Source organism: Mycobacterium sp. B14F4, assembly GCF_039871645.1.
In the GTDB taxonomy this organism is placed as follows: domain Bacteria; phylum Actinomycetota; class Actinomycetes; order Mycobacteriales; family Mycobacteriaceae; genus Mycobacterium.
On sequence record NZ_JBDPMF010000005.1, the window covers coordinates 294,541 to 321,262 of the forward strand.

Genomic DNA, 26,722 nt, shown 5'->3' on the forward strand with positions numbered 1-26,722 from the left:
GTGACACGATTTATCCAGCCCAAACGCCCTGGATGTGGCCGTCTCTGCGCATTGTCGTGAGCTGAGCATGCGCATCGCCTTGTTGTCGTACCGGAGCAAGACCCACTGCGGGGGTCAGGGTGTCTACGTCCGCTATCTCAGCCGCGGACTGGTTGAACTGGGTCATGACGTGGAGGTGTTCTCCGGTCAGCCCTACCCGGAGGGGCTCGATCCGCGGGTCCGGCTCACCGAGGTGCCCAGCCTGGACCTCTACCGCGAGCCGGATCCGTTCCGCATTCCGTGGCCCAGCGAGATCAAGAGCCGGATCGACCTGCTGGAGTTGCTGACCACCTGGACGGCCGGCTTCCCGGAGCCCAAGACGTTCAGCCTGCGCGCCGCCCGCATCATGGCCGCGCGCCGCGACGAGTTCGACGTGGTGCACGACAACCAGTGCCTGGGCACCGGCCTGCGCAAGATCGCCGATCTCGGGTTGCCGGTGGTGGCGACGGTGCACCACCCGATCACCCGGGACAAGGTGCTCGACGTCGCCGCGGCGAAGTGGTGGCGCAAGCCGCTGGTGCGCCGCTGGTACGGCTTCGCGGAGATGCAGAAGCAGGTCGCCTGCGACATCCCCGAACTCCTCACGGTCTCGTCGACCTCGGCTGCCGACATCTCGGAGGACTTCGGGGTCGCACCCGGTCAATTGCACGTCGTGCCGCTGGGGGTGGACACCGCGATGTTCAAGCCCGCCGAGCGCCGGGTGCGCAACCGCATCATCGCGATTGCCAGCGCCGACGTGCCGCTCAAGGGCGTCAGCCACCTGCTGCACGCGGTCGCGCGGCTGCGCGTCGAGCGCGACCTCGAACTGCAGCTGGTCGCCAGGCTCGAACCCAACGGCCCGACCGAGAAGCTCATCGCCGAGCTGGGCATCTCCGACATCGTGCACAGCTCGAGCGGCCTGACCGACGGCGAGCTGGCCGACCTGCTCGCCTCGGCCGAGGTCGCCTGCATCCCTTCGCTTTACGAGGGCTTCTCGCTGCCCGCCGTGGAGGCGATGGCCAGCGGCACCCCGATCGTGGCCAGCCGCGCGGGCGCGCTGCCCGAGGTGGTCGGCGCCGACGGTGAATGTGCCCGGCTGGTGCGGCCGGCCGACGTCGACGAGCTCACCACCGTGCTCGGTGAGCTTCTGGACTCGCCGCGGGAGCTGGCCCGCCTCGGCGCGAACGGCCGCAAGCGCGCACTCGAGGTCTTCAGCTGGCAGTCCGTCGCGGCGCAGACGGTCGCGGTCTACGAGCGGGCGCGGGATCGGGTCGGCGCATGCTGACCGTGGACTTCGACCGGCTCGGTGTGGGTACGGGCACGAAGGTCATCGACGTGGGATGTGGCGCGGGCCGGCACAGCTTCGAGGCGTACCGCCGCGGTGCCGACGTCATCGCGTTCGACCAGAACGCCGCCGACCTCAACGACGTCGACGAGATCCTCAGCGCGATGCGCGAACAGGGCGAGGTGCCGTTGTCGGCCAAGGCCGAGGTGGTCAAGGGCGACGCTCTCCATTTGCCCTATGCCGACGGCACTTTCGACTGCGTGATCGCTTCGGAGATCCTCGAGCACGTCCCGGCCGACGACGAGGTGATCGCCGAACTGGTGCGCGTGCTCAAGCCGGGCGGCGCGCTGGCGATCACCGTGCCGCGGTGGCTGCCCGAAAAGGTGTGCTGGGTGCTGTCCGACTCCTACCACGCCAACGAGGGTGGCCATGTGCGGATCTACCACGCCGACCGCCTGCGCGACAAAGTCCTGGCCCATGGGCTTCGGCTGACGCACACCCACCACGCGCACGCGCTGCACTCGCCGTACTGGTGGCTGAAATGCGCGGTGGGAACCGAGAACTCGGATTCGGTAGCGGTCAAGGCGTACCACCGACTGCTGGTGTGGGACATGATGAGCCGGCCCTGGCTGACCCGCACGGCCGAATCGATGCTCAACCCCGTGATCGGCAAGAGCGTCGCGTTGTACTTCTCCAAGCCGGTGGTCGTCGGTGCCGACTCCTGACCTGCCCGCCGTGCCCGGCGTCCTGACGCCCGACGAGTGCCGCCAGACCGCGAAGTCGATCTCCGCCACGCAGGAATCGTCCGGCGCCATCCCGTGGTTCGAGGGCGGCCACACCGATCCGTGGGACCACATCGAGAACGCGATGGCGCTGACTGCGGCCGGACTGCTGGAACCGGCGCGCGCGGCGTTCGAGTGGTCGCGCACCACGCAGCGGCCCGACGGCTCGTGGCCCATCCAGTTCCGCAACGGCGTCATCGAGGATGCCAACAGCGACAGCAACTTCTGCGCCTACATCGCCACCGGTGTGTGGCACCACGTGCTGATCACCGGCGACCGCCGGTTCGCCGCGACCATGTGGCCCGTCGTCACCAAGGCCGTCGACTTCGTGCTCGACATGCAGCTCGCCGGCGGTGAGATCGCCTGGGCCAGAAGCGCTTCAGGACTCGAGCCGGAGGCGCTGATGACGGGTTGCGCCAGCATATACCACAGCTTGCGCTGTGCGCTGGCGCTCGCGGACTACTTCGACGATCCCCAGCCCGAGTGGGAGGTCGCCGTGGGCAGGCTCGGCCACGCGATCGCCGACCACCCGGACGCCTTCGCGGTCAAGGACCGTTGGTCGATGGAGTGGTACTACCCGGTGCTCGGCGGTGCCGTCCACGGCGCGGCGGCCCATGAGCGCATCAACGAGCGGTGGGACGACTTCGTCGTGCCCGGCCTTGGCATCCGCTGTGTCGACGACCGGCCGTGGGTGACCGGCGCGGAGACCTGTGAACTGGTGATGGCACTCGATGCGATGGGCGAAACCGCCCGCGCCCGTGAGCAGTTCGCGGCCATGCACCATCTGCGTGAGCAGGACGGCTCCTACTGGACGGGCCTGGTGTTCGCCGACGGTAAGCGCTGGCCGGAGGAACGGACCACCTGGACCGGTGCGGCGATGATCCTGGCCGCCGACGCGCTGTCGCGCACGACGCACGCCAGCGGCATCTTCCGGGGTACCGAACTTCCCCGCGGGCTGGAAGGCGAGTACGACTGCGAATGCGCCACCAGCGACCGCTGACCGGCCGCTAGATCGGCTGCCCGACGGCGCCGCCGGTGCGCTCCAGCACCCGCATCGACCCGGTGGCCGACACCTCGCGGAAGTCGCCGGTGTCCAGCGCGCGGCGGTAGATGTGAAACGGCGCCTGCCCGCCCTCGTCCGGGTTGGGGAAGACGTCGTGGATGATCAGCGCGCCGCCGATTTCGACCCACTTCGCCCAGCCGTCGAAGTCGCGTTGCGCGGCCTCCTCGGTGTGACCGCCGTCGATGAACAACAGCCGCAACGGAGTTCGCCAACCACGGGCCACCACCGGCGATCGGCCGACGACAGCGACGACGTGATCGTCGAACCCCGCGGCGTCGAGTGTGCGCCGGGCGGTCGGCAGCGTGTCGAACAGTCCGGTGACGGCGTCGACCATCGACTCGTCGTGGTATTCCCAGCCTGCCTGATGTTCTTCGGAGCCGTGGTGGTGGTCGACGGTGTAAACCACGCCGCCGGTCTGCTGGGCGGCGGCGCCGAGCAGGACGGTGGACTTGCCGCAGTAGGTACCGATCTCGACGCCGATGCCGTCGGCGAGGTACTTCACCGCTGCGTCGAACAGGGCGCGGCCCTCGTCGGCGGGCATGAATCCGGTGACCTGCTCGGCCAGGGCGAAGAGTTCTTCGGTGGTGCTCATCGTGGTCCAACCTACTCGGCGGCCAACCGGCCGGTCGTTGCTGGTCCCGGGTCGTTGTAGTAGCGTCCGGACATGTGTCCGACGCGGCTCTGGAGTCGACTCGGCGCCGACTGACCGCCAAGCAGGCCGACACCGTCGATCGCCTGGGCAGGGCCGCGGTCGAACTCCTGCGCCGCGAGGGTTTCGCCGGGCTGACCGTGCGGCGGGTGGCCGCCGAGGCCGGGGTCGGCGCGGCCACCGCCTACACCTACTTCTCGTCGAAGGAACACCTTGTCGCGGAGGTGTTCTGGCGCAGACTGGCCGGATCGCCCGTCGCCGCCCATGAGTCACCCGACCCGGCCGTGCGGGTCATCGATGTGCTTCGCCACATCGCGCTGCTGGTTGCCGACGAGCCGGAGTTCGCAGGCGCGGTGACCACGGCGCTGCTGGGCCGCGACCCCGACGTAGAGGTGCTGCGGTTGCGGATCGGTCGGGACATCCGCGACCGGTTGGCCGCTGCGCTGGGCGCCGACGTCGACGCCGACGTGATCGACTCGCTCGAGATGCTGTACTCGGGTGCGCTGGTGCGGGCCGGGATGGGGTACGCGTCCTACCTCGAGATCGCGGAGCGACTGGAGAAGTCGGCGCGGCTGATCCTGGGGTGACGGACGCTAGCGCGGGCCGAGCATCGCCTTCGAGGCCGTCACCGCCGGCTCGATGACGCCGCGCACGTCGCGGCCGTCCTCGACGAACAGTGCGGTCAGCTCGCGCAACCCACCCAGCAGGATCAGCGCCAGCGGCCGGGTTACCGGCGGCAGCTGGGCCCGAGCGAAGCCAGGGCTGGCGCTGAGGTCGACCAGCATGTCGGTGAGGTTGTCCATCGCCAGCCGGTGCAGTGGCCGGGCGACGGCGCCGAGCGCGGGTGCCTCCCGGATCCAGGTCAGGGTGATCGCGGGCCGCGCCGCGATGTGGTCGACGTAGGCGGTGACGGCGTTGCGGATCTGCTCCTGCCAGTCCCCGTCGGGGTCGACCGCACCACGGATGTTGGCGATCAGGTTGTCGTTGTTGCGCCGCAACAGCTCGATCAGGCATTCCTCTTTGCTCGCGAACTGTTCGTAGAAGGTCCGCTTGGAGGTGCGGGCGTGCCGGACGATGTCGGCGACGGTGGTGTCGCGGTAGCCGCGTTCGTTGACGGACGCGGACAGGCCGTCGAGCAGCCGATCGCGGAACACCTCGTCGGCGTCGGCGGAGGCCGCGCCGCTGTTCAGCGCTGCTGTCATCTCGCCCCCTCCGAACCCTTGCGCCCAACTGGTACCAACCGGTACCGTACTACACACACTCACGGTACACCGTAGTACCAGGGAACTGGTTGGGAGCGTCATGAGCGATGGGGCCACGCGCGAAGCGCAGGGGACAACCGTCATCGAGGGGGCAGGACCGCCCGTGCGTCCGATCACGGTGCCGCCGCGGCCGCCGATCCCCAAGGCGCTGCTGGGCGTCTCGTTCTCCATCTCGCGCCGGTGGACGGTCGCGCAGATCGCACGTCGCTACGGCTCGGTGTTCACGTTGAACCTGCCGGTGTTCGGGCCCACCGTCGTCGCCGCGGACCCGCGGCTTGCCAAGCAGTTGTTCATGGCCAACACCGACGACGTCGGCAACATCCAGCCGAACCTGTCGCGGGTGCTGGGACCCGGATCGGTGTTCGCGCTCGACGGAGCAGAGCACCGCCGCAGGCGCCGTCTGCTGACACCGCCCTTCCACGGCAAGAGCATCAAGAACTACGAGACGATCTTCGAAGAGGAGACACTGCGCGAATCGGCGAACTGGCCGGAGGGCCAGGCGTTTCCGACGCTCGAACCGATGATGCGCATCACGCTCTATGCGATCCTGCGCGCGGTGTTCGGCGCCGACGGTGAGCAGCTCGACGAGCTGCGGCGCATCATCCCGCCGTGGGTGACGCTGGGTTCGCGGGTGGCGACGCTGCCGACTCCGTCGCGGACCTACGGCCGTTTCAGCCCGTGGGGCCGGCTGGCCGAATACCGCAGGCAGTACGACGCGGTCATCGACAAGCTGATCGACCGGGTCGCGGCCGATCCGAATTTCGAGAACCGCGACGACGTGCTGGCACTGTTGTTACGCAGCACCTACGAGGATGGAACCGCCATGTCCCGCGGGGACATCGGGGACGAGCTGCTGACCCTGCTGGCAGCGGGTCACGAAACGACGGCGTCGACCCTGGCGTGGGCGTTCGAACGGATCACGCGCCATCCGCAGGTGCTGGCCAAGCTGGTCGACGAGGTCGCCAGCGACGACAACGAGTACCGTCAGGCCACCATCCTCGAGGTCCAACGAGCGCGCACCGTCATCGACTTCGCGGGCAGGCACGTCTACTCACCGACGTTCGAGCTGGGCGAATGGGTTATCCCGCAGGGCTATTCGATCCTGGCCAGCATCTCGTTGATGCACGACCGAACCGAGGAGTTCCCTGACCCGGAGCGCTTCGACCCTCAGCGTTACCTCGGAACGCGGCCGCCGACGTTTGCGTTCATCCCGTTCGGCGGCGGTACCCGGCGCTGCGTCGGGGCGGCCTTCGCAGGAGTGGAGATGGACATCGTGCTGCGAACCGTGCTGCGCCACTTCGAGATCGGTACGACCTCGGCGCCCGCGGAGAAAGTGCATTCCCGCGGCGTCGCCTACACCCCCAAAGACGGCGGGCGCATGGTGGTCCACCGCCGCGAGACCCCATTGGGCTAGGAGGAATTGATGACCGACGCCGCAGTCACCCAGTCGGAGGCTCCGTCGACGTCCGGCAAGATGCCGCCGGCGGTGCCGTTGCCAAAACCCGTTCAGCTGATCCTGATGGCGGGCTTCCGCCGCCGGTTCCTGCAGACCGCGATGAAGCGGTACGGGCAGGTCTTCGCCATCAACGTGCCGTTCTTCGGGCGCAGCGTCGTGGTCGCCGACCCGGCGCTGCTGCGGCAGGTGTACCTGGCGAGCACCGATGACCTGATGAACGTGCAGCCGAACCTGAGCAGGATCTTCGGTCCGGGTTCGGTGTTCGCGCTCGACGGTGCCGAGCACCGCAAGCGGCGCAAGCTGCTCGCCCCGCCTTTCCACGGCCAGAGCATCAAGAACTACGAGAAGGTGATCGAGGAGGAGACCCTCCGCGAGATCGCCACCTGGCCGGAGGGCACCGAGTTCGCGACGCTCGAACCGATGAACAAAATCACGCTGAACGTCATCCTGCGCACCGTGTTCGGGGCCGACGGCGCCGAACTGGATTACCTGCGCGAGATCATTCCACCGTGGGCCAAGCTCGGTTCGCGGATGGCGACGCTGCCGGAGCCGCCGTTTCCCACCGGCCGCTTCAGCCCGTGGGGACGGCTGGCCGACTTCCGCCGCAACTTCGACCGCACGGTGTTCACGCTGATCGACAAGGCCCGGGCCGACCCCGGGCTCGACGAGCGCACCGACATCCTGGCGCTGCTGCTGCGCAGCACGTACGAGGACGGCACACCGATGTCACGTCAGGACGTCTCCGACGAGTTGCTCACGCTGCTCGGCGCCGGTCACGAGACCACCGCGTCGACGCTGGGCTGGGCGTTCGAACGGTTGCGCCGCCACCCCGAGGTGCTGGCCAGGCTGGTGGAGGAGAACGAGACCGACGGCAACGAATACCGTCGGGCGTTCATCTCCGAACTGCAGCGCAACCGGACGGTCATCGACTTCTCCGGCCGCCACGTCGCCGCGCCGCACTTCGACCTCGGGCAGTGGCGGATACCGCACGGCTACACCGTGATGGTGGCGCTGGCCAACATGCACGCCAACCCCGACGTATTCCCCGACCCGGAGCGCTTCGACCCGGACCGGTTCCTGGGCAAGCGCCCGCCGACCGCATGGGTGCCGTTCGGGGGCGGCACCCGTCGATGCATCGGGTCCGCCTTCGCCGAGGTCGAGATGGACGTCGTGCTGCGAACCGTGCTGAGCCACTTCGTGATCGAGACCGACAACGCCCCCGACGAGAAGGTGCACTTCCGCGGGATCGCGTTCACGCCGAAAGACGGCGGCCGCATCGTCGTGCACCGCCGCGCGGCGGCCGCCTAGCGTTCCGCGCCGAGACACGGTTTCTGACGGCTTTCGGCCGATTCTCGTCAGAAACCGTAGTCTCGTGGCCGCCGCGGAGCTACTGCGCGGCGGTCTCCCGCTTGGGCAGCTTCCAGCCCGGGCGAGGGAAGTGGCACGTGTAGCCGGCGGGGAAGCGCTCCAGGTAGTCCTGGTGTTCAGGCTCGGCTTCCCAGAAGTCGCCGGCCGGCGTCACCTCGGTGACGACCTTGCCCGGCCACAGACCCGAGGCGTCCACGTCGGCGATCGTGTCGAGCGCGACGCGCCTCTGCTCGTCGTCGACGTAGAAGATCGCCGAGCGGTAGCTGGTTCCGACGTCGTTGCCCTGACGGTTCTTCGTCGTCGGGTCGTGGATCTGGAAGAAGAACTCCAGCAGTGCCCGGTAGTCGGTTTGCGCCGGGTCGTAGACGATCTCGATCGCCTCGGCGTGGCCCGGGTGGTTGCGGTAGGTGGCGTTGGCGTTCTCGCCGCCGGTGTAGCCGACGCGCGTGGACACCACGCCGGGCTGCTTGCGGATCAGATCCTGCATGCCCCAGAAGCAGCCACCCGCGAGGATCGCGGTCTGGTATTCGCTCATGCCTGTGCCTCCTGGTCGAACAGCGTCCTGTACTGACCGTAGCCCTCGGTCTCGAGGTCCCCGAGGTGGATGAACCTCAGCGAAGCGGAGTTGATGCAGTAGCGCAAGCCGCCTTCCGAACGGGGTCCGTCGGTGAATACGTGGCCGAGGTGGCTGTCGCCGTGCGCCGACCGCACTTCGGTGCGGATCATCAGGTGCGAGAAGTCGCGCTTCTCGACGACATTCGCCGGCTCGATGGGCCGGGTGAAGCTCGGCCAGCCGGTGCCGCTGTCGAACTTTTCCGTCGAGGCGAACAACGGCTCGCCGGACACCACGTCGACATAGATGCCGGGCTCGTGGTTGTCCCAGTACTCACCGGTGAACGGGCGCTCGGTGCCGTTCTTCTGCGTCACGTGGTACTGCTCCGGTGACAACGCGTTCACCGCAGCCGGATTCTTGTTGTATTGCTGCGTCATAGTGCCTGTATAACGGCGGGTGTAACGCCGCTGTTCCACGCGAAGATGACGAATGTGTGATGCGTGCGTTCATCGTCACCCTGGCCTGTGTCGGCGTCACCGGTTGGTCCGCGCCGGTGGCGGCGGCGGAGTCGGTGGTCCTGCCCGAGCGCCCCGGCCCGCCCGGCGTCGTCTTCACCGACAACCCCGCGATCGTCGACCCGCATCCCTTGGCGGCCGACTCGTTCAGCCGTGCTGCCGACGACCGGACGATCGCGATTAACTTCATCACCGGAACGCCGGCGTGCTACGGCGTGCACGCAGCCGTGCAGGAGACGGCGCAGACCGTGACCGTCGAACTGCGCGGCGGCACCGTGCCGGAGGCGGTGGGCGAGGCGTGCATCATGATCGCGGTCGCGGGCACGCTCGACGTGGCGCTGCAGAGCGCCCTTGGCGCCCGTCAGGTGGTGAGCGCGTACTGACCCTCGCCTGGCGCTCGACATGGCCAATGGAACGTGTTCTAGTTCTGGGTGTGACGGGTAGCACCTTCAGCCGCGACGAACTCGCCGCGGCATTCGAGAAGTTCGAGGCAACGGTGGACCGCGCCGCCCAGACCCGCGACTGGGATCCGTGGGTTGAGCAGTACACACCCGACGTCACCTACGTCGAGCACGCCGCGGGCACGATGCGTGGGCGCGAAGAGGTGCGCTCGTGGATCTGGAAGACGATGGAGACGTTTCCGGGTAGCTACATGACGTCGTTCCCGTCGCTGTGGACGGTGATCGACGAGCCGACCGGACGGGTGCTCTGCGAGCTCGACAACCCGATGCGCGACCCCGGCGACGGCACGATCATCAGTGCCACCAACATCTCGATCGTCACCTATGCCGGAGATGGGCTGTGGCGCCGTCAGGAGGACATCTACAACCCGCTGCGGTTCGTCAAGGCGACGGTGAAGTGGTGCCGCAAGGCCGCCGAACTCGGCACGCTGCCACCCGAGGCGGAGGCCTGGATGAAGCAGTTCGCGAAATGACCAAGCTCGTCATCGGGGCCAACGGGTTCCTCGGCTCGCACGTCACCCGGCTGCTGGTCGGCGACGGGCACGACGTGCGCGCGATGGTGCGACCGAACGCTAACACCATGGGCATCGAGGATCTGGATGTCGAGCGGTTACACGGGGACATCTGGGACGACGACACCCTGCGCGCGGCGATGTCCGGTGTCGAGGACGTCTACTACTGCGTGGTCGACGCCCGGGGGTGGTTGCGCGACCCCGCGCCGCTGTTCCGCACCAACGTCGAGGGCACCCGCAACGTGGTGGAGATCGCGAAGAATGCCGGCCTGCGGCGCTTCGTCTACACCAGCAGCTACGTCACCGTCGGCCGCCGCCGCGGTCACGTGGCCACCGAGGACGACGTCGTGTCCGAGCGCGGTCTCACGCCGTACGTGCGGTCGCGGGTGCAGGCCGAGAAACTGGTCCTGCAGTACGCCCGTGAGCAGGGCCTGCCCGCGGTGGCGATGTGCGTGTCGACCACCTACGGCAGCGGTGACTGGGGCCGCACGCCGCACGGGGCGATCATCGCCGGAGCGGTGTTCGGCAAGATCCCGTTCGTGATGGGCGGCATCGAACTCGAGGCGGTCGGTGTGGACGACGCGGCCCGTGCGATGATCCTGGCCGCCGAGCACGGCCGCATCGGCGAGCGATACCTGGTCTCGGAGAAGATGATCAGCAACGCCGAGGTGGTGACCATCGCCGCCGAGGCCGCCGGCATGCCGCCACCCAGCAGGACGATTCCGCTGTCGGTGGCCTACGCGATGGCAGGCGTCGGCAGCGTCAAGGCCAAGCTGCGCGGCACCGACGAGCGGCTGTCGCTCAACTCGCTGCGGCTGATGCGGGCGGAGGCGCCGGTGGACTGCACGAAGGCCCGCCGCGAATTGCACTGGGAGCCCAAGCCGGTCGAGGAGTCCATCCGCGAGGCGGCCCGGTTCTGGGCGGGTCTGCGCGACGCGAGGCGCAAGAGCAAAGCGGGCTAACCTCGATCGCGTGAACAACAGACTGCAGGTCGAGTTGTCCGGCGCGCCGCAGACGATGCTCGCGACCCTCTACGCCAAGGCGCTCGACGCCGACCTGCCCCGGCCCATTCTTGGTGACCGGTTCGCCCGCGACGTCGTCGACCGCATCGACTACGACTGGTCGAAGACGTCGATCACGGCGGCCAATTCGCCGTCGGTGACCACCCGCAGCGCGCACTTCGACACCTGGGCTCGACAGTTCCTGGCCGTGCATCCCGATGCGGTGGTGCTGCACCTCGGCTGCGGGCTCGACGCGCGGGTGTTCCGGATCGATCCCGGTCCCGGCGTCGAATGGTACGACGTCGACTATCCCGACGCCGCCGCCCTGCGCAGCCGGCTCTACCCGGCGCGGGATCACTACCGCGTCGTCGCCGCGTCCGTCACCGATCCGGCTTGGATGAGCGAAGTACTCACGGACCGGCCGGTTCTGATGATCGCCGAAGGCCTCACCATGTACCTGACCGAAGGCGACGGGATCGCACTGCTGCGCCGCATCGTCGAGGTGTTCCCTTCGGGGGAGCTGCACTTCGACGCGTTCAACCGGCTGGGTATCCGCTCGCAGTGGATGAACGCCGTTGTCCGGCGCGCGGGCGCGACGCTGTCCTGGGGGATCGACGGACCCGACGACATCGTCGACGCGGTGCCCGGAGTCCGGCTGCTCGCCTGGTCGTCGGCTTTCGACTCGCCGACGTTCGGTGACGTCGCCTGGTACTACCGGCTCATGGCGCGGGTGATGTCGGTGGCCCCCGCGCTGCGTTACATGGCGCAGTATCACCGCTACGCATTCTGAGTCAGTGACGAGACTGAAGTCACGCAGGCGATACGACTGGAATCTGTTGCACAACTTCAGTTTCGGCGCTGCGAAGCGCTAGACGGCCTTCAGTTCGGCGATCACCTCGGCGTAGAGCCGGGCCTTGATAGCTCCGAACACCGCGCCCGCCTTGCCTGCCAGCGCCTCACCGCGGGCGATCGCCGCGTCGAGCACGTCGCCCTCGCCTGCGGTCGCCGTCACGATCCCGGCCGCTCGCGCGTCCTCACCGCCGTACCGGCGGGCCGTCGTCATCGCCTCGTGCGCGGTGGCGATCGGCAGCCGGGATCGGATGAGCGCGTTCATCCCCGCGGTGAACGGGATACCGAGATCGACCTCCGGCAGGCAGAAGTATCCGCGGTCGCCGCGCATGACGATCTGGTCGTGCGCCAGGGCCAGCATCGCGCCCGCCGCGAACGCATGCCCCTGCAGGGCCGCGACGATGGGCGCCGGGAACGCCAGCACCCGCGCGAACAATGCGTGCACCTCGGCCAGGTTCGCCTCGGCGGCATCGGGGTTGGCGGCCATGAAGTCCAGGTCGAGCCCGTTGGAATAGAACTTGCCGACGCCGGTGGTCACGACGGCCCTGGGCCCGTCAGCGGCTTCCACTTCGTCGAGCGCGGCGTTGATCGCGGTCAACCGGTCGGGATGAAACCGGTTCTCGTCGTCACCGAGCGTCAGGACGAAAACCGCGCCGCGTCGGTCCATGGTCGCCGCCGAGGCGGCTGGTTGTTGCAGGTCGGCCATCAGGCGATTACACCACTCCGCGGTGCTGCCAGAATCGGTCGGTGCCCACGATCAACGGCGCCGTCTCACACTGGTTCGCCGGGCAGCCGCCGCTGCGACCCGGGCTGCCCGGCGACCGCGACGCCGACGTGTGCGTCGTCGGCGCCGGCTACACCGGGCTGTGGACCGCCTACTACCTCGCCAAGGCCGACCCGTCGCTGCGCATCGTGGTGCTCGAGGCGCGGTTCGCCGGCTTCGGCGCGTCGGGTCGCAACGGCGGCTGGCTGTCCGGGCTGGTGCCCGGCGACCGGCGCCGGATGGCGAAACTCCACGGCCGCGACCGCGTGCTGGCCTGGCAGCAGGCGCTCACCGACAGCGTCGACGAGGTCATCGACGTCGCGGACCGCGAGACCATCGACGCCGGCATCGTCAAGGGCGGGACTCTGCACATCGCCCGCAACCGTGCGCAGGCCGCGCGGCTGGCCACCGAGGTCGACGAGGAAAGGTCCTGGCAGGTCGACGGTATCGCGCCACTGACCAATCTCGAAGTGGCCGAACGCATCCGGCTCGACGGCGTGGCGGCGGCCTACCACAACCCACACTGCGCGCGAGTCCAGCCCGCCGGATTGGTTCGTGGCCTGGCCGACGCCGCCGAGCGGCTCGGGGTGACCATCTACGAGCAGACCCGGGTCACCGCGATCGGGCAGGGACGCGCGCGGACCCCGGCCGGGTCGGTCACCGCCCCCGTCGTGCTGTGCGCCACCGAAGGCTTCACCGCCGCGCTGCCCGGTCTTCGTCGACGCTGGCTGCCCATGAACAGCTCGATGATCGCGACCGACCCACTGCCCCAACACGTCTGGGACTCGATCGGCTGGCGCCGTCGCGAAACCCTCGGCGACACCGCGCACGGCTTCTTCTACGCACAACGCACAGTCGACGACCGCATCGCGATCGGCGGCCGCAGCGTGCCGTACCGGTACGGGTCGAGAACCGACCGCGACGGGGCCGTGCCGCAGCGCACCATCGCCCACCTCACCGCGGTGCTGCACTCGGTCCTGCCACAGGTTCGTGATGTGCCGATCGCGCACGGCTGGTGCGGGGTGCTCGCGGTGCCGCGGGACTGGGAGGCAATCGTGTCCTACGACAGGACAACGGGTTTGGGGTGGGCCGGCGGCTACGTCGGGCACGGCGTCACCGCCGCCAACCTGGCGGGGCGCACGCTGGCCGACCTGGTGCTCGACCGGCGCAGTCCGCTGACCGAGCTGCCGTGGGTCGGGCACCGGTCGCGCAACTGGGTGCCCGAGCCGCTGCGCTGGCTGGGTGTGCGGGGAATGTACCTGGCCTATAAGGCGGCAGACCGGCACGAGTCGCGCGGCCGCGCGACCACATCACCGATCGCGGTGCTGGCCGACAAGGTCGCCGGCCGACCGCACTAGACCCGATTGTCGGACTCCTCAGCGCGGCTCGTGCCTCGCCGCTTGATCGTCGTCCGACTGGACCTGATTGTCGGACTCCTCAGCGCGGCTCGTGCCTCGCCGCTTGATCGTCGTCCGACTGGACCTGATTGTCGGACTCCTCAACGCGGCTCGTGCCTCGCCGCTTGATCGTCGTCCGACTGGACCTGATTGTCGGACTCCTCAACGCGGCTCGTGCCTCGCCGCTTGATCGTCGTCCGACTAGACCCGACCCGCCTCGGCCTTCTCCTTCAGCCGCTCCAGCGTCCGGCGGATGTGTTCGGTGTTCGCCGCCGTGCGGTCCTTCACCCCGGTCGCCCAGCCCGCGGGCACCCGGAACCACCCGGGGCGCCGGTCCCATGTGCTCTCGGTGACGCGGCACGACCGGTCACCGGCCGCGGTGATGTCATAGCGCCAATGCGCGACGGGGATCACCGCGCTACGCACGTCGAAGGCGAAGGTGCGGCCGGGTTCGGCGGCGGTGACGGTGCACATCGTGCTCCACGTCCGCGACTTGTTGCGATTGTGACCCTTGAACACCGCACCGGGCCGGGCGGCGTCGCCCTTGCGCCACTCCATGGCGTCGGCCTCCTCGGCCAGCGACGCCAACGTGGGCAGGTCGGTGATCAGGCGGTACACCGTGTCGGGGTCGGCGTCGATGGTGATCTCCGCCTGCGCGGTGGCGGGTCCGGGTTCGCTCATGGGCCGATCGTAGGTCGGCGGCGGGGGAAGAATGGCGGGTCTGGACATGTTGCGCTTAACAGCACCCCCGGCGTCAGGAGAACGAGATGGCCAACCGCCCAGTACTCGAGCCCACCGCGGCGCATCCCATCACCGTCGAGCCGACGGGCCGACGCGTCACCGTCCGCGTGCACGGTGAAGTCGTCGCCGAGACCGACAACGCGTTGACCCTGCAGGAATCCACGTACCCGGCCGTGCAGTACATCCCGCGCGCCGACGTGGTGACTGAGCGGCTGCGACCGAGCGGCACGGCGACGTACTGCCCGTACAAGGGCGACGCCACCTACTACCACGTCGCCACCGCCGCGGGTCAGACCGTCGAAGACGTGATCTGGAGCTACGAGACGCCGTATCCCGCGGTCGGCGGGATCGCCGGCCACGTCGCGTTCTATCCCGATAAGGCGGACATCACCGTCGCCTAGCCTGAAGCGGTGAGCGTCTCGGTCAGCGTCGTCTTCGACGGACCCGTCAGCCCGGGACTGACCTTGTCGCCGCTGCGGCGCGGCCGCCGCGATCCGTGCTACCACGACGCACCCGACGGCGCGATCTGGCGTACCAGCCTGATGCGCAGCGGACCGGTCACCGCGCGCATCACCAAGTCCGCCCCCGACACCGTCGAGTGCGAGGCGTGGGGAAGCGGCGCAACGGAATTCGTCGAGACGTTGCCCGCGCAGGTCGGCGCCTTCGACGACAGCACGGGCTTCGAGCCCGACGAGCCGACGATCGCGACCGCGCACCGGCGCGTGCGGCATCTGCGGCTGGGCCGGACCGACCGCGTGCTCGAGGCGCTCATCCCCGCCGTGCTCGAACAGCGGGTGTACGGCAAGGACGCCCGGCGCGCGTGGTATCTGCTCGTCACCAAATACGGTGCGCCCGCGCCCGGTCCGGCGCCCGCGCACATGCGCGTCCCACCGCCGGGCGAGGTGTGGCGGCGCATCCCGTCGTGGGAGTTTCACCTGGCCAACGTCGACCCCGGCCGGGCCCGCACGGTGGTGATCTGCGCCCAGCGCGCGGAGTCCCTGGAGCGGCTCGGCGCACGCTCGCCCGCGGCCGCCCGCGCGGCGATGATGTCGCTGCCGGGGGTGGGCGAGTGGACCGCCGCGGAAACTGCACAGCGGGCGTGGGGCGACGCCGACGCGCTGTCGGTCGGCGACTATCACCTGGCGAAGATGGTCGGCTGGAGTCTGCTCGGACATCCGATCGACGATCCGGCGATGGTGGAACTTCTCGAACCGCTGCGGCCACACCGGCACCGCGCGGTGCGCCTGCTCGAAGTCAGTGGGCTCGCCGTGCTGCCCCGGTTCGGTGCGCGCCAGGCGATACCCGATCTTTCCGATTTGTGACGTGCGCCGACCGGCGGTTATCTCCCGGAGCCAGCGGGTAGTCGGACGGGCGACACCGATTTGTGTGCAAAGGAGCTTTTGATGTCTGAGTTCACCGTTCCGGGCATGACCGACAAAGACGCCGCCCAAGTCGCCGAGATCCTGCAGAAGCAGTTGAGCCGGTACAACGACCTGCACCTGACCCTCAAGCACGTGCACTGGAACGTGGTCGGCCCGAACTTCATCGGCGTGCACGAGATGATCGATCCGCAGGTGGAACTCGTGCGCGGCTACGCCGACGAGGTCGCCGAGCGCATCGCCACCCTCGGCTTCTCGCCCAAGGGCACGCCCGGCGCCATCCAGTCGGACCGGACCTGGGACGACTACTCGCTCGAGCGCGACACCGTGCAGGCGCACCTGGCGGCGCTGGACCTGGTCTATGACGGGGTGGTCGCCGACACCCGCAAGAACATCGAGGAGACCGAGGAGCCGGATCCGGTGACGCAGGACATGCTCATCGGGCATGCCGCCGAGCTGGAGAAGTTCCAGTGGTTCGTGCGCGCGCACCTGGAGAACTCCGGCGGCCAACTGGCCAGCAAGGGCGCCAAGACGGAGAAGGGCGCCGCCGACAAGGCGCGGTAGCTACACCGGTACTCCCTGCTGCTCGCCGACTGCGCGGTCGTCGACCGGATTGCACCGGCCGACGATCAGCGGATCGGTCTTGGTGAACGGGAAGTCCGGGAGATCGTCGACGTGCACGTCGAACGTCGCGGCGAGCACCTCACGGGAGTACGCGCTGGTCGACGCCCGGTAGCCGATGTCGCCCGGCATGGGTTGGTCGAAGAAGATCGCGAAGTGGATGTCGGGCGCGTCGACGACCTCGATGTGGTGCGGGTAGGCGCGCGGGATGAAGTAGACGTCGCCCTCGTTGAGGTAGTACGTCTCCAGTGAGCCGTCCGGATCCATCACCGTCATTCGGCCGCGGCCCTTGTGCACGTAGCCCATCTCGGCGGTGATGGGGTGCCAGTGGGGTTCGCGCATCCCGTCCTCGCGGATGCGCAGCGAGTACATCGACAGGTCCTTGAGCGCCGGCCAGTACTGCGCACGCGCCAGTCGCGCCGACCCGACCGCGATTCCGATCGCCGGGCTCTGCGCTTCGATGGCGAACTTATGCGGATCGTCGAAGCGGGCCGTCGACGCGACATCGGGCGGCCCGGCCCGGCGCGCGAGCTTGCGGTCCGTGGTGTCCCGGCGGATCCCGGCGAAATCGGACGCGGGCAGATCGTAGGTGTTGCCGAGCACCGCGTCGGTCATCGCGCCGAAAGACGCTGCCAGCCCGAAGTCCTCGGGTCGCTCGCTGCGAAACGCGAGGACGAACTCGGCCGGTTCCTCGCCGATGTTCTCGATGTGGTGCAGGGAACCGGAGTCGATGTGGAACATCTCGCCGGCACTGACGGTGAAGCTGGAGAACTTGCTGTAGCTGTCGAGCACCGACACCAGCGAGGTGCCCGAGATGCAGTAGGTGAGCTCGTTGCAGTTGGCGTGCCAGTGCGGCGTGCGCATCGCGCCGGGGTTGATGACGATTCGCTTGATCGACAGCCCGGACAGGATGGGCAGGCTGTCGGCGGTCACCCGCGTGATCGAACCGAGGTCGTTCTGCTCGACGACCTCGCCGTCGGTCAACGAGGTGGCGTGGCGGCTCTGAGTGGACTTCATGGCCGAAGCATGCGCCCCGGGCGGGACCGACGCGCGGATATCGGGCGCATCAACGACGAAGGGCCAGAGCCGTCAACAAGGTCCCGCGATGGCGACCACCCAAAGGTGTGCGGGAAAGCTCGGTTCAGCGGTAGGCGGTCAGTCGCGCGAGGATGGCCACTTCGCCGCCGGGGCCGCCAGCCTGGGCCTCCGCGACACCGGTGCTGCGGCCCACCCGCAGAGCCGTGCCGACATAACGGGATTCGGCCCCGCTGTGGAACGGCCGCAGAAAGTTGACGCGCAGGGACGACGTCTGCAGCGGCCGATCGGACCGGCCGGCGTTGACCGCGGCCGACGCCACGAGTTCGAGCGCCATTGCCGACACGCCGCCGTGCACGATGCCGATGAGGTTGTTCAGCACCGGGTCCTCGTCCTGCAGCAGGACGGCGGCCGAACCACCGCTCTCCGCGACGCGCACCGCCATCCGGTCGGTGAGCGTTCCCGGCGGCATGGGCCCGGTCGGTCCGTCCGGAAACGGCGCGAGGTGACCGGGGGCGCGAATGTAGAACGAGCGCACCGTCGCGGTGGCCAGCAGCGAGTCGCGATGCCGAAGTTCGCACAGGGCCAGCGCGACGTCACTCTTCCGGCCGAAGGGCCGGGCCGTCGCGAGTACCGGCACGTCGGGTGCGGTCGCGATGACATCGGCGGCGCCCGGATCGAGTTCGAGTGACAACTCGCTGGACACCGTCCACTCGTCGGCCTCGCGGCGATGGTGGTTGACCAGGCCGCCGACGTGGTCGACGAGCATCGCGAGGGGGGCGATGGTCGCTGCGCCGGTCAGCGGGTTGGTCATCTCGCCGGCGGGGATGGTCGCCACGCACCCGTGCGGCCCGTCGTCGGACGTGACGATGCCGAACCGGCCGAGTGGGGTGTTCAGCGGATGCGACATCGCCCTACAGCGTGACGGCCGAACGGCAGCCCTATACCCCGCGGGGGTAGACGTTGCCGAAGGCCCGGCGTCAGCTCTGACCGTCGGCTCGGGGCCCACGCTTCGGCGCTCCGCGATTTTCGATGGACTCCTCGTCGGGCATCCGCTCGCGAAGGCTGTCGTAGATCGGCGGCGATCCCACTGCGTACGCGGCGAGCACGGCGGCGGCCGTGGCCGCCATCATCGGCACGAGCACCTCGGTCGTGGCAGTCATCTCGGTGACGAGAACCATCGCCGTCACCGGTGCGCGCACGGTGGCCCCGAAGAACGCCGCCATCCCGACGAGCGCCATCGGAACCGCCAACTGAGTGGCGTCTTCGGGCCAGACGGCGTCGAAGGCTCCGACGAACAGCAGTCCCCACAGCGCCCCGACGGCCAGCAGCGGGGCGAACAGCCCGCCCGGCACGGCGGCCGAGTACGACAGCGGGCCGGCGATGAACCGAACCGCAAGGAATCCGAGGACGACGGTGAGGACGATGCTCTGCCCGCCCAGGATGCGTTGCGTCAGCGGGTCCCCACCGCCGACCGCGAGCGGGTACACGAACATCGCGGCCCCGATGACGGCGCCGATGATCGCGGCCTTCGCCGCGGGAGGGATCCGGCTGATCGCCGCCACGTGGTCGAGGAACCACAACACCAGCCCGTTGTAGGCCGCACCCAGGCATCCGGTCAGCAGTCCGAAGACGACGAACAGAGGCAGCCACGCCAGCGCCGGGGCGCCGATGGGTTCGACGTCGAAGTCGGCGTGGTTCCCGAGAATCAGCCGTGCGCAGGCCACCCCGGTGGCAGCGGCGAGAAGTGTCGCGAGGACGGTCTTCACCCGGAACGACTTCGTGACCTCCTCGAGGGTGAAGAGGGTGCCACCGATCGGCGCGTTGAACGCCACCGCCAGGCCGGCGCCGCCCAACGCCGTCTGCATCATCCTGACCTCGGGGTCGGGCAACCGGGCCCGCCGGGCGGCTTCGGCACCGATCGCCGCGCCCATGTGCACCGTCGGACCCTCGCGGCCCAACACCAGCCCGGATCCGATGCTGAGCAAGCCACCGACGAACTTCGCCGGGAGCAGTCGGATGAGAGGTGGCCGGGCCTCCTGCAGGAAAACCGCCTCGACATGCTGGATACCGCTGCCTGCGGCCAGCGGCTCCCATCGCACGATCAGCGAGGCGAGGGTCGCGCCGCCGGCGGCGGCGGCCATCGGAACCAGCCAGCCGGGCCCCGGTAGATCGTGCGCCCAGTCGACGAAGTCGAGACGCAGATCGTCCGCGGTCTGCAGGCACCAGCGGAACGCGCCGCCGATGAACCCGATGAGCACACCGGCCGCGATCGCCGTGAGGCAGATGTGCAGCGAACCCCGCATCGAATCGTCGGGTTGCTCGGGAACCGCCGGCGGCGACGTCATCGTCTGGCGGCGGCCGACCTGTGTGGACGGCGGTCCTCGATGCCGGGAGGGTGCACGGGCAAGCGTTCTCCTTCACTGCCAGACCGGGGTCCCAGTCTCGCAGATCGGCCGCTCGGACATCGGAGTAGCTTTGGAAGAGTTATCCAGTCGAGGCCGGCTAACAGCCCGAGGTGTCGTCTTAGCAAATAGCGAGAAGCGAATGGCAGCAAGTGTGACGTGTCACGCACTCGACTCGGCCGGCTGCGAGCAGGCCGAATCGCCGACGCCGTTAGGAGTATTGCCAGCTGGCAGGGCCCATAGCGCGTCTACGCCCGGCCGGCCGGGGCGGGTCTAGTTAGGTTCCACTAAGTTGGCATGTCACCCGGTGTTTGTCATATCGTTTTCTCCACTTGAGGCGAGTGGAAAAAGGCCGGCGTTCGATGCTGCACAAAGGCACCTCTGCATGGCCGGGCCGGCGCACTGCCGCTGTCGGCGGCCGGCAGGCGAAAGCCTCCCAAGACGTGCGGGAAAAGGGTAGGTGGGAATGACGCCCCAGATTCAAGGGCTGTCTTGCTCCTCGCGTGCGCAGGGGCTGTACAACCCCGCGTTCGAGCACGACGCGTGCGGCGTGGCCATGGTGGCCGACATGCACGGCCGTCGCAGCCGCGACATCGTGGACAAGGCCATCACCGCCCTGGTCAACCTCGAACACCGCGGCGCCCAGGGCGCCGAACCGAACACCGGCGACGGTGCGGGCATCCTGCTCCAGGTCCCCGACGAGTTCCTGCGCGCCGTGGTCGACTTCGACCTGCCCGAACCGGGCAGCTACGCCACCGGCATCGCGTTCCTGCCGCAGTCGTCCAAGGACGCGGCCACCGCGTGCGAGGCCGTCGAGAAGATCGCCGAGGCCGAGGGGCTGGAGGTGCTGGGCTGGCGCGAGGTGCCCACCGACGAGTCGTCGCTCGGAGCGCTGGCCCGCGATGCCATGCCGACCTTCCGCCAGGTGTTCCTCGCCGGCGCCTCCGGCATGGATCTCGAGCGCCGCGCCTACGTGGTGCGTAAGCGCGCCGAGCACGAGCTCGGCACCAAGGGTCCCGGCCAGGACGGCCCCGGCCGCGAAACCGTCTACTTCCCAAGCCTTTCCGGCCAGACCTTCGTCTACAAGGGCATGCTGACCACGCCCCAGCTCAAGGCGTTCTACCTCGACCTGCAGGATGACCGGCTGACCAGTGCGTTGGGCATCGTGCACTCCCGGTTCTCGACCAACACGTTCCCGTCGTGGCCGCTGGCCCACCCGTTCCGGCGCATCGCCCACAACGGCGAGATCAACACCGTCACCGGCAACGAGAACTGGATGCGGGCGCGGGAAGCACTGATCAACACCGACGTCTTCGGCGGTCAGGATCTGGACAAGATCACCCCGGTCTGCACGCCGGGCGCCTCGGACACCGCCCGGTTCGACGAGGTGCTCGAACTGCTGCACCTCGGCGGGCGCAGCCTGCCGCACGCCGTGCTGATGATGATCCCCGAGGCCTGGGAGCGCAACGAGTCGATGGACCCGGCGCGGCGGGCGTTCTACCAGTACCACGCGTCGCTGATGGAGCCGTGGGACGGTCCGGCGTCGATGACGTTCACCGACGGCACCGTGATCGGCGCGGTGCTCGATCGCAACGGCCTTCGCCCGTCGCGGATCTGGGTGACCGAGGACGGTCTGGTCGTGATGGCGTCGGAGGCCGGCGTGCTCGATCTCGACCCCTCGACCGTCGTGAAGAGGATGCGGCTGCAACCCGGCCGCATGTTCCTGGTCGACACCTCGAAGGGCCGCATCGTCGAGGACGAGGAGATCAAGGCCGAGCTCGCCGCCGAGCACCCGTATCAGGAGTGGCTCGACGCCGGCCTGTTCCACCTCGACGAGCTGCCGCCCGGCGACTACGTGCGGATGCCGCACCACCGGGTGGTGTTGCGCCAGCAGATCTTCGGCTACACCTACGAGGAGCTCAACCTGCTGGTGGCCCCGATGGCGCGCACCGGTGCCGAGGCACTCGGCTCGATGGGCACCGACACTCCGATCGCAGTGCTCTCGGCGCGGCCGCGGATGCTCTACGACTACTTCCAGCAGCTGTTCGCCCAGGTGACCAACCCGCCGCTGGACGCCATCCGCGAAGAGGTGGTGACCAGCCTGCAGGGCACCGTCGGCCCCGAGGGCGACCTGCTCAACCCGACGCCCGAGTCGTGCCGGCAGATCACGCTCTCGAACCCGATCCTGCGCAACGCCGAGCTGTCGAAGCTCATCTGCGTCGACCCCGACCACGAGATCCGCGGGCACAAGCACGAAATGCGCGCGGCGGTGATCCGCTGCCTGTATCCGGTCAACCGGGGCGGGCAGGGCCTGCGGGAAGCGCTCGACAACGTGCGGGCCAAGGTGTCGACGGCGATCCGCGACGGCGCGCGCATCATCGTGCTGTCCGACCGCGAGTCCAACGAGCAGATGGCGCCGATTCCGTCGCTGTTGTCGGTCGCCGCGGTGCATCACCACCTGGTCCGCGAACGCACCCGCACCAAGGTCGGGCTGGTCGTCGAAGCCGGTGACGCCCGCGAGGTGCACCACATGGCCTGCCTCGTCGGTTTCGGCGTGGCCGCGATCAACCCCTACATGGCGTTCGAGTCGATCGAGGACATGGTCGACCGTGGCGTGATCACCGGCATCAGCAGCGATGCGGCCAAGGCCAACTACGTCAAGGCGGCAGGCAAGGGCGTGCTGAAGGTGATGTCCAAGATGGGCATCTCGACGCTGGCGTCCTACACCGGCGCGCAGCTGTTCCAGGCCATCGGCATCAGCCAGCATGTGCTCGACGAGTATTTCACCGGGCTGACCTGTCCCGTCGGCGGCATCGAACTCGACGACATCGCCGACGACGTCGCCGCCCGGCACTCTCTGGCTTACCTGGACCGCCCCGACGAGTGGGCGCACCGTGAGCTCGAGGTGGGCGGCGAGTACCAGTGGCGCCGCGAGGGCGAATACCACCTGTTCAACCCGGACACGGTGTTCAAGCTGCAGCACTCCACCCGCACCGGCCAGTACGAGGTCTTCAAGGAGTACACCCAGCTCGTCGACGACCAGAGCGAGCGGATGGCCTCGCTGCGCGGCCTGCTGAAGTTCCGTGACGGCGTGCGTCCGCCCGTTCCGCTCGAGGAGGTGGAGCCGGCCAGCGAGATCGTCAAGCGGTTCTCCACCGGCGCGATGAGCTACGGCTCCATCTCGGCCGAGGCACACGAGACCCTGGCCATCGCGATGAACCGCCTTGGCGGACGGTCGAACTCGGGTGAGGGCGGCGAAGCCGTCAAGCGCTTCGAGCGCGACGACAACGGCGACTGGCGGCGCAGCGCCATCAAGCAGGTGGCCTCCGGCCGCTTCGGGGTGACCAGCCACTACCTGTCCAACTGCACCGACATCCAGATCAAGATGGCCCAGGGGGCGAAACCCGGTGAGGGTGGCCAACTCCCGGGGGCCAAGGTCTATCCGTGGGTGGCCGAGGTGCGACACTCGACCCCGGGTGTCGGCCTGATCTCCCCGCCGCCGCACCACGACATCTACTCGATCGAGGATCTCGCGCAGCTGATCCACGACCTGAAGAACTCCAACCCGCAGGCCCGGGTGCACGTCAAGCTGGTCTCCGAGAACGGAGTGGGCACCGTGGCCGCGGGTGTGTCGAAGGCACACGCCGACGTGGTACTGATCTCCGGGCACGACGGCGGCACCGGCGCCACCCCGCTGACCTCGATGAAGCACGCCGGGGCACCGTGGGAGCTCGGGCTGGCCGAGACGCAGCAGACGTTGCTGCTCAACGGACTTCGCGACCGGATCGTGGTGCAGGTCGACGGTCAGCTCAAGACCGGACGCGACGTCGTCATCGCCGCGTTGCTCGGCGCGGAGGAGTTCGGCTTCGCCACCGCGCCGCTCGTGGTGTCGGGCTGCATCATGATGCGGGTCTGCCACCTCGACACCTGCCCCGTCGGCGTGGCGACGCAGAACCCGGTGCTGCGGGAGCGCTTCAACGGCAAGCCGGAATTCGTCGAGAACTTCTTCATGTTCATTGCCGAAGAAGTGCGGGAAATGATGGCGCAGTTGGGCTTCCGCACCGTCAACGAGATGGTCGGCCAGGTCGGCTCGCTGGACACCACCAAGGCGGCCGAGCACTGGAAGGCTTACAAGCTCGACCTGACGCCCGTGCTGTACGAGCCCGAGTCGGCGTTCATGAACCAGGACCTGTACTGCAGTTCGCGTCAGGACCACGGTCTGGACAAGGCGCTCGACCAGCAGCTGATCGTGATGTGCCGCGAAGCCCTGGATTCCGGTTCACCCGTGCGGTTCTCCACGACCATCGCGAACGTGAACCGCACGGTGGGCACCATGCTCGGCCACGAGGTCACCAAGGCCTATGGCGGACAGGGGCTCCCCGACGGGACCATCGACATCACGTTCGACGGCTCGGCGGGCAACAGCTTCGGTGCCTTCCTTCCCCACGGCATCACGCTGCGGGTGTACGGCGATGCCAACGACTACGTCGGCAAGGGCCTGTCGGGCGGCCGCATCGTGGTGCGCCCGTCGGACAACGCACCGGTCGACTACGTCGCCGAGGACAACATCATCGCGGGCAACGTGATCCTGTTCGGCGCGACCAGCGGCCAGGCGTTCATCCGCGGTCAGGTCGGGGAGCGGTTCGCGGTGCGCAACTCGGGCGCGCACGCGGTCGTCGAGGGTGTGGGCGACCACGGCTGTGAGTACATGACCGGCGGCAAGATCGCGATCCTCGGACCGACGGGCCGCAACTTCGCCGCCGGGATGTCCGGCGGGATCGCCTACGTCTACGACCCGAACGGCGAACTGCCTGCCAATCTCAACGCCGAGATGGTGGACCTCGAAGACCTCGACGACGAGGACAGTGAGGACGTGGCATGGCTGCACGACATGATCCGTGCCCATGTCGACGCCACGGATTCCGCTGTCGGACAGCGCATTTTGAACGACTGGAAGACGAATTTGAAGCACTTCACCAAGGTGATGCCCCGCGATTACAAGCGGGTGCTCGAAGCGATCGCCGAGGCCGAACGCACGGGCCAGGACGTCGATGAAGCGATCATGGCGGCCGCCAGTGGCTGATCCGCGCGGCTTCCTCAAGTTCACACATCGCGAGACCCCGCAGCGGCGGCCCGTCCCGCTGCGCCTGCGCGACTGGAAAGAGGTCTACGAGGACTTCCCGGTCGAGACCTTGCGCGAGCAGGCGACCCGCTGCATGGACTGCGGTATCCCGTTCTGCCACAACGGCTGTCCGCTGGGCAATCTGATCCCCGAGTGGAACGACCTGGTGCGCGCCGACCGTTGGCGCGACGCCATCGAGCGCCTGCACGCCACGAACAACTTCCCGGAGTTCACCGGGCGACTGTGCCCCGCGCCGTGTGAGGGCTCGTGCGTGCTCGGCATCAACCAGGATCCGGTCACGATCAAGCAGATCGAGGTCGAGATCATCGACCGGGCCTTCGACGAGGGCTGGGTGGTGCCGCTGCCGCCGGATGTCAAGACCGGCAAGAAGGTCGCCGTGGTCGGCTCCGGGCCCGCCGGGCTGGCCGCGGCCCAGCAACTCACCAGGGCCGGGCACGAGGTCACGGTGTTCGAGCGCGACGACCGCATCGGTGGCCTGCTGCGCTACGGCATCCCCGAGTTCAAGATGGAGAAGCGCCACATCGACCGTCGTCTCGAGCAGATGGCGGCCGAGGGCACCGAGTTCCGCGCGAGTGTCAACGTCGGGGTCGACATCACCGCCCAGCAGCTGCGGGCCGAGTTCGACGCGGTGGTGCTCGCCGGCGGCGCGACCGAGGCGCGCGACCTGCCGATTCCGGGCCGCGACCTGGACGGCATCCACCAGGCGATGGAATACCTGCCGTGGGCCAACCGCGTGCAGTTCGGCGATCCCGTGACCGACGCCGAGGGCCTGCCGCCGATCCATGCCAAGGGCAAGAAGGTCATCATCATCGGCGGCGGCGACACCGGCGCCGACTGCCTCGGCACGGTACACCGCCAAGGCTGCGAGAGCGTGCACCAGTTCGAGATCATGCCGCGGCCGCCCGAGACGCGCGCGGACTCGACGCCGTGGCCGGTCTATCCGCTGATGTTCCGGGTGTCCTCGGCACACGAGGAAGGCGGCGAGCGCGTCTACTCGGTCAACACCGAGGAGTTCATCGGCCAAGACGGCCGGGTCACCGGTCTGCGCGGTCACGAGGTCAAGATGAACGCGGGCAAGTTCGAGAAGGTCGAGGGCACCGAGTTCGAGATGGACGCCGACCTGGTACTGCTGGCGATGGGGTTCACCGGACCCGAACGCGAAGGCCTGCTCACCGATCTCGGCGTCGAGATCAACGAGCGGGGCAACGTCGCGCGCAACGCCGAGTTCGCCTCTTCGGTGCCCGGCGTCTTCGTGGCCGGCGACACGGGTCGCGGGCAGTCGCTGATCGTCTGGGCGATCGCCGAGGGCCGCGCCGCCGCCGCCGGCGTCGACCGCTACCTGATGGGCCATTCCGCCCTTCCTGCGCCGATCAAACCGACCGCCGTCCCGCAGCGATGAGCGCTCGCGCGAAGAGCATCCAGCGGCGATGAGCGCTCGCGCGAAGAGCGTCGAGAAGCGTTAGT

General features: G+C 68.6%; 25 protein-coding genes. 16 read left to right on the forward strand and 9 right to left on the reverse strand.

What is annotated here, in order from left to right; genetic code table 11:
• Positions 1-67: 67 nt before the first annotated feature.
• The 3 genes from ABGB19_RS16410 to ABGB19_RS16420 are packed head-to-tail and all read left to right on the forward strand — an operon-like array spanning position 68 to position 3,085.
• On the forward strand, positions 68-1,303 hold the full coding sequence (locus ABGB19_RS16410) for a glycosyltransferase family 4 protein (RefSeq protein ID WP_347687022.1): 1,236 nt from the start codon (positions 68-70) through the stop codon (positions 1,301-1,303).
• Positions 1,297-2,028, forward strand: coding sequence for a class I SAM-dependent methyltransferase (locus ABGB19_RS16415; RefSeq protein WP_347687023.1), 732 nt, complete (start codon positions 1,297-1,299; stop codon positions 2,026-2,028). Before ABGB19_RS16410 ends, ABGB19_RS16415 begins: the two co-directional genes overlap by 7 nt.
• Complete coding sequence (locus tag ABGB19_RS16420; protein ID WP_347687024.1) at positions 2,015-3,085, forward strand: prenyltransferase; 1,071 nt, start codon at positions 2,015-2,017, stop codon at positions 3,083-3,085. Before ABGB19_RS16415 ends, ABGB19_RS16420 begins: the two co-directional genes overlap by 14 nt.
• A 7-nt stretch (positions 3,086-3,092) precedes the next feature.
• On the opposite strand, the gene ABGB19_RS16425 is transcribed toward ABGB19_RS16420, so the two are convergent.
• Positions 3,093-3,740, reverse strand: coding sequence for a class I SAM-dependent methyltransferase (locus ABGB19_RS16425; RefSeq protein ID WP_347687025.1), 648 nt, complete (start codon positions 3,738-3,740; stop codon positions 3,093-3,095).
• Positions 3,741-3,814: 74 nt separating this feature from the next.
• Between ABGB19_RS16425 and ABGB19_RS16430 the strand changes: the two genes are divergently transcribed.
• On the forward strand, positions 3,815-4,384 hold the full coding sequence (locus ABGB19_RS16430; protein ID WP_347687026.1) for a TetR family transcriptional regulator: 570 nt from the start codon (positions 3,815-3,817) through the stop codon (positions 4,382-4,384).
• A 6-nt stretch (positions 4,385-4,390) separates the two neighbouring features.
• On the opposite strand, the gene ABGB19_RS16435 is transcribed toward ABGB19_RS16430, so the two are convergent.
• A complete protein-coding gene (locus ABGB19_RS16435; RefSeq protein WP_347687027.1) occupies positions 4,391-4,999 on the reverse strand; it encodes a TetR/AcrR family transcriptional regulator in 609 nt (202 codons plus the stop codon).
• A 100-nt stretch (positions 5,000-5,099) separates the two neighbouring features.
• Here ABGB19_RS16435 and ABGB19_RS16440 point away from each other — a divergent pair, with 100 nt between their 5' ends.
• Together ABGB19_RS16440 and ABGB19_RS16445 are read left to right on the forward strand one after the other, a co-directional pair.
• The gene (locus ABGB19_RS16440; RefSeq protein ID WP_347687028.1) at positions 5,100-6,473 is read left to right on the forward strand and encodes a cytochrome P450; all 1,374 of its coding nucleotides are present in this window, start codon (positions 5,100-5,102) and stop codon (positions 6,471-6,473) included.
• A gap of 9 nt (positions 6,474-6,482) precedes the next feature.
• Positions 6,483-7,823 carry a cytochrome P450 gene (locus ABGB19_RS16445; protein WP_347687029.1) on the forward strand — a complete coding sequence of 447 codons (1,341 nt, stop codon included), beginning with the start codon at positions 6,483-6,485 and terminating at the stop codon, positions 7,821-7,823.
• A gap of 79 nt (positions 7,824-7,902) precedes the next feature.
• On the opposite strand, the gene msrA is transcribed toward ABGB19_RS16445, so the two are convergent.
• Entirely contained in the window at positions 7,903-8,418 is a 516-nt protein-coding gene (msrA, locus tag ABGB19_RS16450; protein WP_347687030.1) for a peptide-methionine (S)-S-oxide reductase MsrA, read from the reverse strand.
• Positions 8,415-8,873, reverse strand: coding sequence for a peptide-methionine (R)-S-oxide reductase MsrB (msrB, locus tag ABGB19_RS16455; RefSeq protein ID WP_347687031.1), 459 nt, complete (start codon positions 8,871-8,873; stop codon positions 8,415-8,417). Before msrB ends, msrA begins: the two co-directional genes overlap by 4 nt.
• 59 nt (positions 8,874-8,932) lie before the next feature.
• On the opposite strand from msrB, the gene ABGB19_RS16460 reads away from it, so the two are divergent.
• From ABGB19_RS16460 to ABGB19_RS16475, 4 genes are read left to right on the forward strand one after another with little or no spacing between them, the layout of a single operon-like run.
• Entirely contained in the window at positions 8,933-9,334 is a 402-nt protein-coding gene (locus ABGB19_RS16460; RefSeq protein ID WP_347687032.1) for a hypothetical protein, read from the forward strand.
• Between the two features lie 50 nt (positions 9,335-9,384).
• A complete protein-coding gene (locus ABGB19_RS16465; protein WP_347687033.1) occupies positions 9,385-9,885 on the forward strand; it encodes a nuclear transport factor 2 family protein in 501 nt (166 codons plus the stop codon).
• Positions 9,882-10,886: an NAD-dependent epimerase/dehydratase family protein gene (locus tag ABGB19_RS16470; RefSeq protein ID WP_347687034.1), complete on the forward strand. Its 1,005-nt coding sequence runs from the start codon at positions 9,882-9,884 to the stop codon at positions 10,884-10,886. The genes ABGB19_RS16465 and ABGB19_RS16470 overlap by 4 nt, the downstream gene beginning before the upstream one ends.
• A gap of 55 nt (positions 10,887-10,941) precedes the next feature.
• A complete protein-coding gene (locus ABGB19_RS16475) occupies positions 10,942-11,715 on the forward strand; it encodes a class I SAM-dependent methyltransferase (RefSeq protein WP_347687217.1) in 774 nt (257 codons plus the stop codon).
• Positions 11,716-11,793: 78 nt separating this feature from the next.
• Here ABGB19_RS16475 and ABGB19_RS16480 read toward each other — a convergent pair whose 3' ends face one another.
• A complete protein-coding gene (locus ABGB19_RS16480; protein ID WP_347687035.1) occupies positions 11,794-12,480 on the reverse strand; it encodes an enoyl-CoA hydratase-related protein in 687 nt (228 codons plus the stop codon).
• 41 nt (positions 12,481-12,521) lie between these two features.
• On the opposite strand from ABGB19_RS16480, the gene ABGB19_RS16485 reads away from it, so the two are divergent.
• On the forward strand, positions 12,522-13,895 hold the full coding sequence (locus ABGB19_RS16485; RefSeq protein ID WP_347687036.1) for an FAD-binding oxidoreductase: 1,374 nt from the start codon (positions 12,522-12,524) through the stop codon (positions 13,893-13,895).
• Between the two features lie 240 nt (positions 13,896-14,135).
• Here the strand turns inward: ABGB19_RS16485 and ABGB19_RS16490 are convergent, their stop codons facing one another.
• Complete coding sequence (locus ABGB19_RS16490) at positions 14,136-14,615, reverse strand: SRPBCC family protein (protein WP_347687037.1); 480 nt, start codon at positions 14,613-14,615, stop codon at positions 14,136-14,138.
• Between the two features lie 86 nt (positions 14,616-14,701).
• Between ABGB19_RS16490 and ABGB19_RS16495 the strand changes: the two genes are divergently transcribed.
• The 3 genes from ABGB19_RS16495 (at position 14,702) to ABGB19_RS16505 (ending at position 16,618) form a co-directional block, all read left to right on the forward strand.
• A complete protein-coding gene (locus ABGB19_RS16495) occupies positions 14,702-15,076 on the forward strand; it encodes a DUF427 domain-containing protein (protein ID WP_347687038.1) in 375 nt (124 codons plus the stop codon).
• A gap of 9 nt (positions 15,077-15,085) precedes the next feature.
• A complete protein-coding gene (locus tag ABGB19_RS16500; protein ID WP_347687039.1) occupies positions 15,086-15,997 on the forward strand; it encodes a DNA-3-methyladenine glycosylase 2 family protein in 912 nt (303 codons plus the stop codon).
• Between the two features lie 81 nt (positions 15,998-16,078).
• Positions 16,079-16,618 carry a DNA starvation/stationary phase protection protein gene (locus ABGB19_RS16505; RefSeq protein WP_347687040.1) on the forward strand — a complete coding sequence of 180 codons (540 nt, stop codon included), beginning with the start codon at positions 16,079-16,081 and terminating at the stop codon, positions 16,616-16,618.
• Here ABGB19_RS16505 and ABGB19_RS16510 read toward each other — a convergent pair whose 3' ends face one another.
• The 3 genes from ABGB19_RS16510 to ABGB19_RS16520 form a co-directional block, all read right to left on the reverse strand.
• Positions 16,619-17,692, reverse strand: coding sequence for a cupin domain-containing protein (locus ABGB19_RS16510; RefSeq protein ID WP_347687041.1), 1,074 nt, complete (start codon positions 17,690-17,692; stop codon positions 16,619-16,621).
• A 124-nt stretch (positions 17,693-17,816) separates the two neighbouring features.
• Positions 17,817-18,620 (reverse strand): PaaI family thioesterase, encoded by an 804-nt coding sequence (locus ABGB19_RS16515; RefSeq protein WP_347687042.1) that lies wholly within the window; start codon positions 18,618-18,620, stop codon positions 17,817-17,819.
• Between the two features lie 70 nt (positions 18,621-18,690).
• Entirely contained in the window at positions 18,691-20,058 is a 1,368-nt protein-coding gene (locus tag ABGB19_RS16520; RefSeq protein ID WP_347687043.1) for a ClC family H(+)/Cl(-) exchange transporter, read from the reverse strand.
• A 523-nt stretch (positions 20,059-20,581) separates the two neighbouring features.
• Here ABGB19_RS16520 and gltB point away from each other — a divergent pair.
• Both gltB and ABGB19_RS16530 read left to right on the forward strand, forming a co-directional pair.
• Positions 20,582-25,198, forward strand: coding sequence for a glutamate synthase large subunit (gene gltB / locus ABGB19_RS16525; protein ID WP_347687044.1), 4,617 nt, complete (start codon positions 20,582-20,584; stop codon positions 25,196-25,198).
• On the forward strand, positions 25,191-26,657 hold the full coding sequence (locus tag ABGB19_RS16530) for a glutamate synthase subunit beta (protein ID WP_347687045.1): 1,467 nt from the start codon (positions 25,191-25,193) through the stop codon (positions 26,655-26,657). Before gltB ends, ABGB19_RS16530 begins: the two co-directional genes overlap by 8 nt.
• Positions 26,658-26,722 lie beyond the last annotated feature (65 nt).

Excerpts from the sequence above, each read along its gene's own strand:
- ABGB19_RS16410 (WP_347687022.1), top strand. The coding sequence starts at position 68 with ATGCGCATCGCCTTGTTGTCGTACCGGAGCAAGACCCACTGCGGGGGT.
- ABGB19_RS16415 (WP_347687023.1), top strand. The coding sequence starts at position 1,297 with ATGCTGACCGTGGACTTCGACCGGCTCGGTGTGGGTACGGGCACGAAG.
- ABGB19_RS16425 (WP_347687025.1), bottom strand. The coding sequence starts at position 3,740 with ATGAGCACCACCGAAGAACTCTTCGCCCTGGCCGAGCAGGTCACCGGA.
- ABGB19_RS16435 (WP_347687027.1), bottom strand. The coding sequence starts at position 4,999 with ATGACAGCAGCGCTGAACAGCGGCGCGGCCTCCGCCGACGCCGACGAG.
- ABGB19_RS16440 (WP_347687028.1), top strand. The coding sequence starts at position 5,100 with ATGAGCGATGGGGCCACGCGCGAAGCGCAGGGGACAACCGTCATCGAG.
- ABGB19_RS16445 (WP_347687029.1), top strand. The coding sequence starts at position 6,483 with ATGACCGACGCCGCAGTCACCCAGTCGGAGGCTCCGTCGACGTCCGGC.
- msrA (WP_347687030.1), bottom strand. The coding sequence starts at position 8,418 with ATGAGCGAATACCAGACCGCGATCCTCGCGGGTGGCTGCTTCTGGGGC.
- msrB (WP_347687031.1), bottom strand. The coding sequence starts at position 8,873 with ATGACGCAGCAATACAACAAGAATCCGGCTGCGGTGAACGCGTTGTCA.
- ABGB19_RS16460 (WP_347687032.1), top strand. The coding sequence starts at position 8,933 with ATGCGTGCGTTCATCGTCACCCTGGCCTGTGTCGGCGTCACCGGTTGG.
- ABGB19_RS16470 (WP_347687034.1), top strand. The coding sequence starts at position 9,882 with ATGACCAAGCTCGTCATCGGGGCCAACGGGTTCCTCGGCTCGCACGTC.
- ABGB19_RS16475 (WP_347687217.1), top strand. The coding sequence starts at position 10,942 with ATGCTCGCGACCCTCTACGCCAAGGCGCTCGACGCCGACCTGCCCCGG.
- ABGB19_RS16480 (WP_347687035.1), bottom strand. The coding sequence starts at position 12,480 with ATGGCCGACCTGCAACAACCAGCCGCCTCGGCGGCGACCATGGACCGA.
- ABGB19_RS16490 (WP_347687037.1), bottom strand. The coding sequence starts at position 14,615 with ATGAGCGAACCCGGACCCGCCACCGCGCAGGCGGAGATCACCATCGAC.
- ABGB19_RS16495 (WP_347687038.1), top strand. The coding sequence starts at position 14,702 with ATGGCCAACCGCCCAGTACTCGAGCCCACCGCGGCGCATCCCATCACC.
- ABGB19_RS16505 (WP_347687040.1), top strand. The coding sequence starts at position 16,079 with ATGTCTGAGTTCACCGTTCCGGGCATGACCGACAAAGACGCCGCCCAA.
- ABGB19_RS16510 (WP_347687041.1), bottom strand. The coding sequence starts at position 17,692 with ATGAAGTCCACTCAGAGCCGCCACGCCACCTCGTTGACCGACGGCGAG.
- ABGB19_RS16515 (WP_347687042.1), bottom strand. The coding sequence starts at position 18,620 with ATGTCGCATCCGCTGAACACCCCACTCGGCCGGTTCGGCATCGTCACG.
- ABGB19_RS16520 (WP_347687043.1), bottom strand. The coding sequence starts at position 20,058 with ATGACGTCGCCGCCGGCGGTTCCCGAGCAACCCGACGATTCGATGCGG.
- gltB (WP_347687044.1), top strand. The coding sequence starts at position 20,582 with ATGACGCCCCAGATTCAAGGGCTGTCTTGCTCCTCGCGTGCGCAGGGG.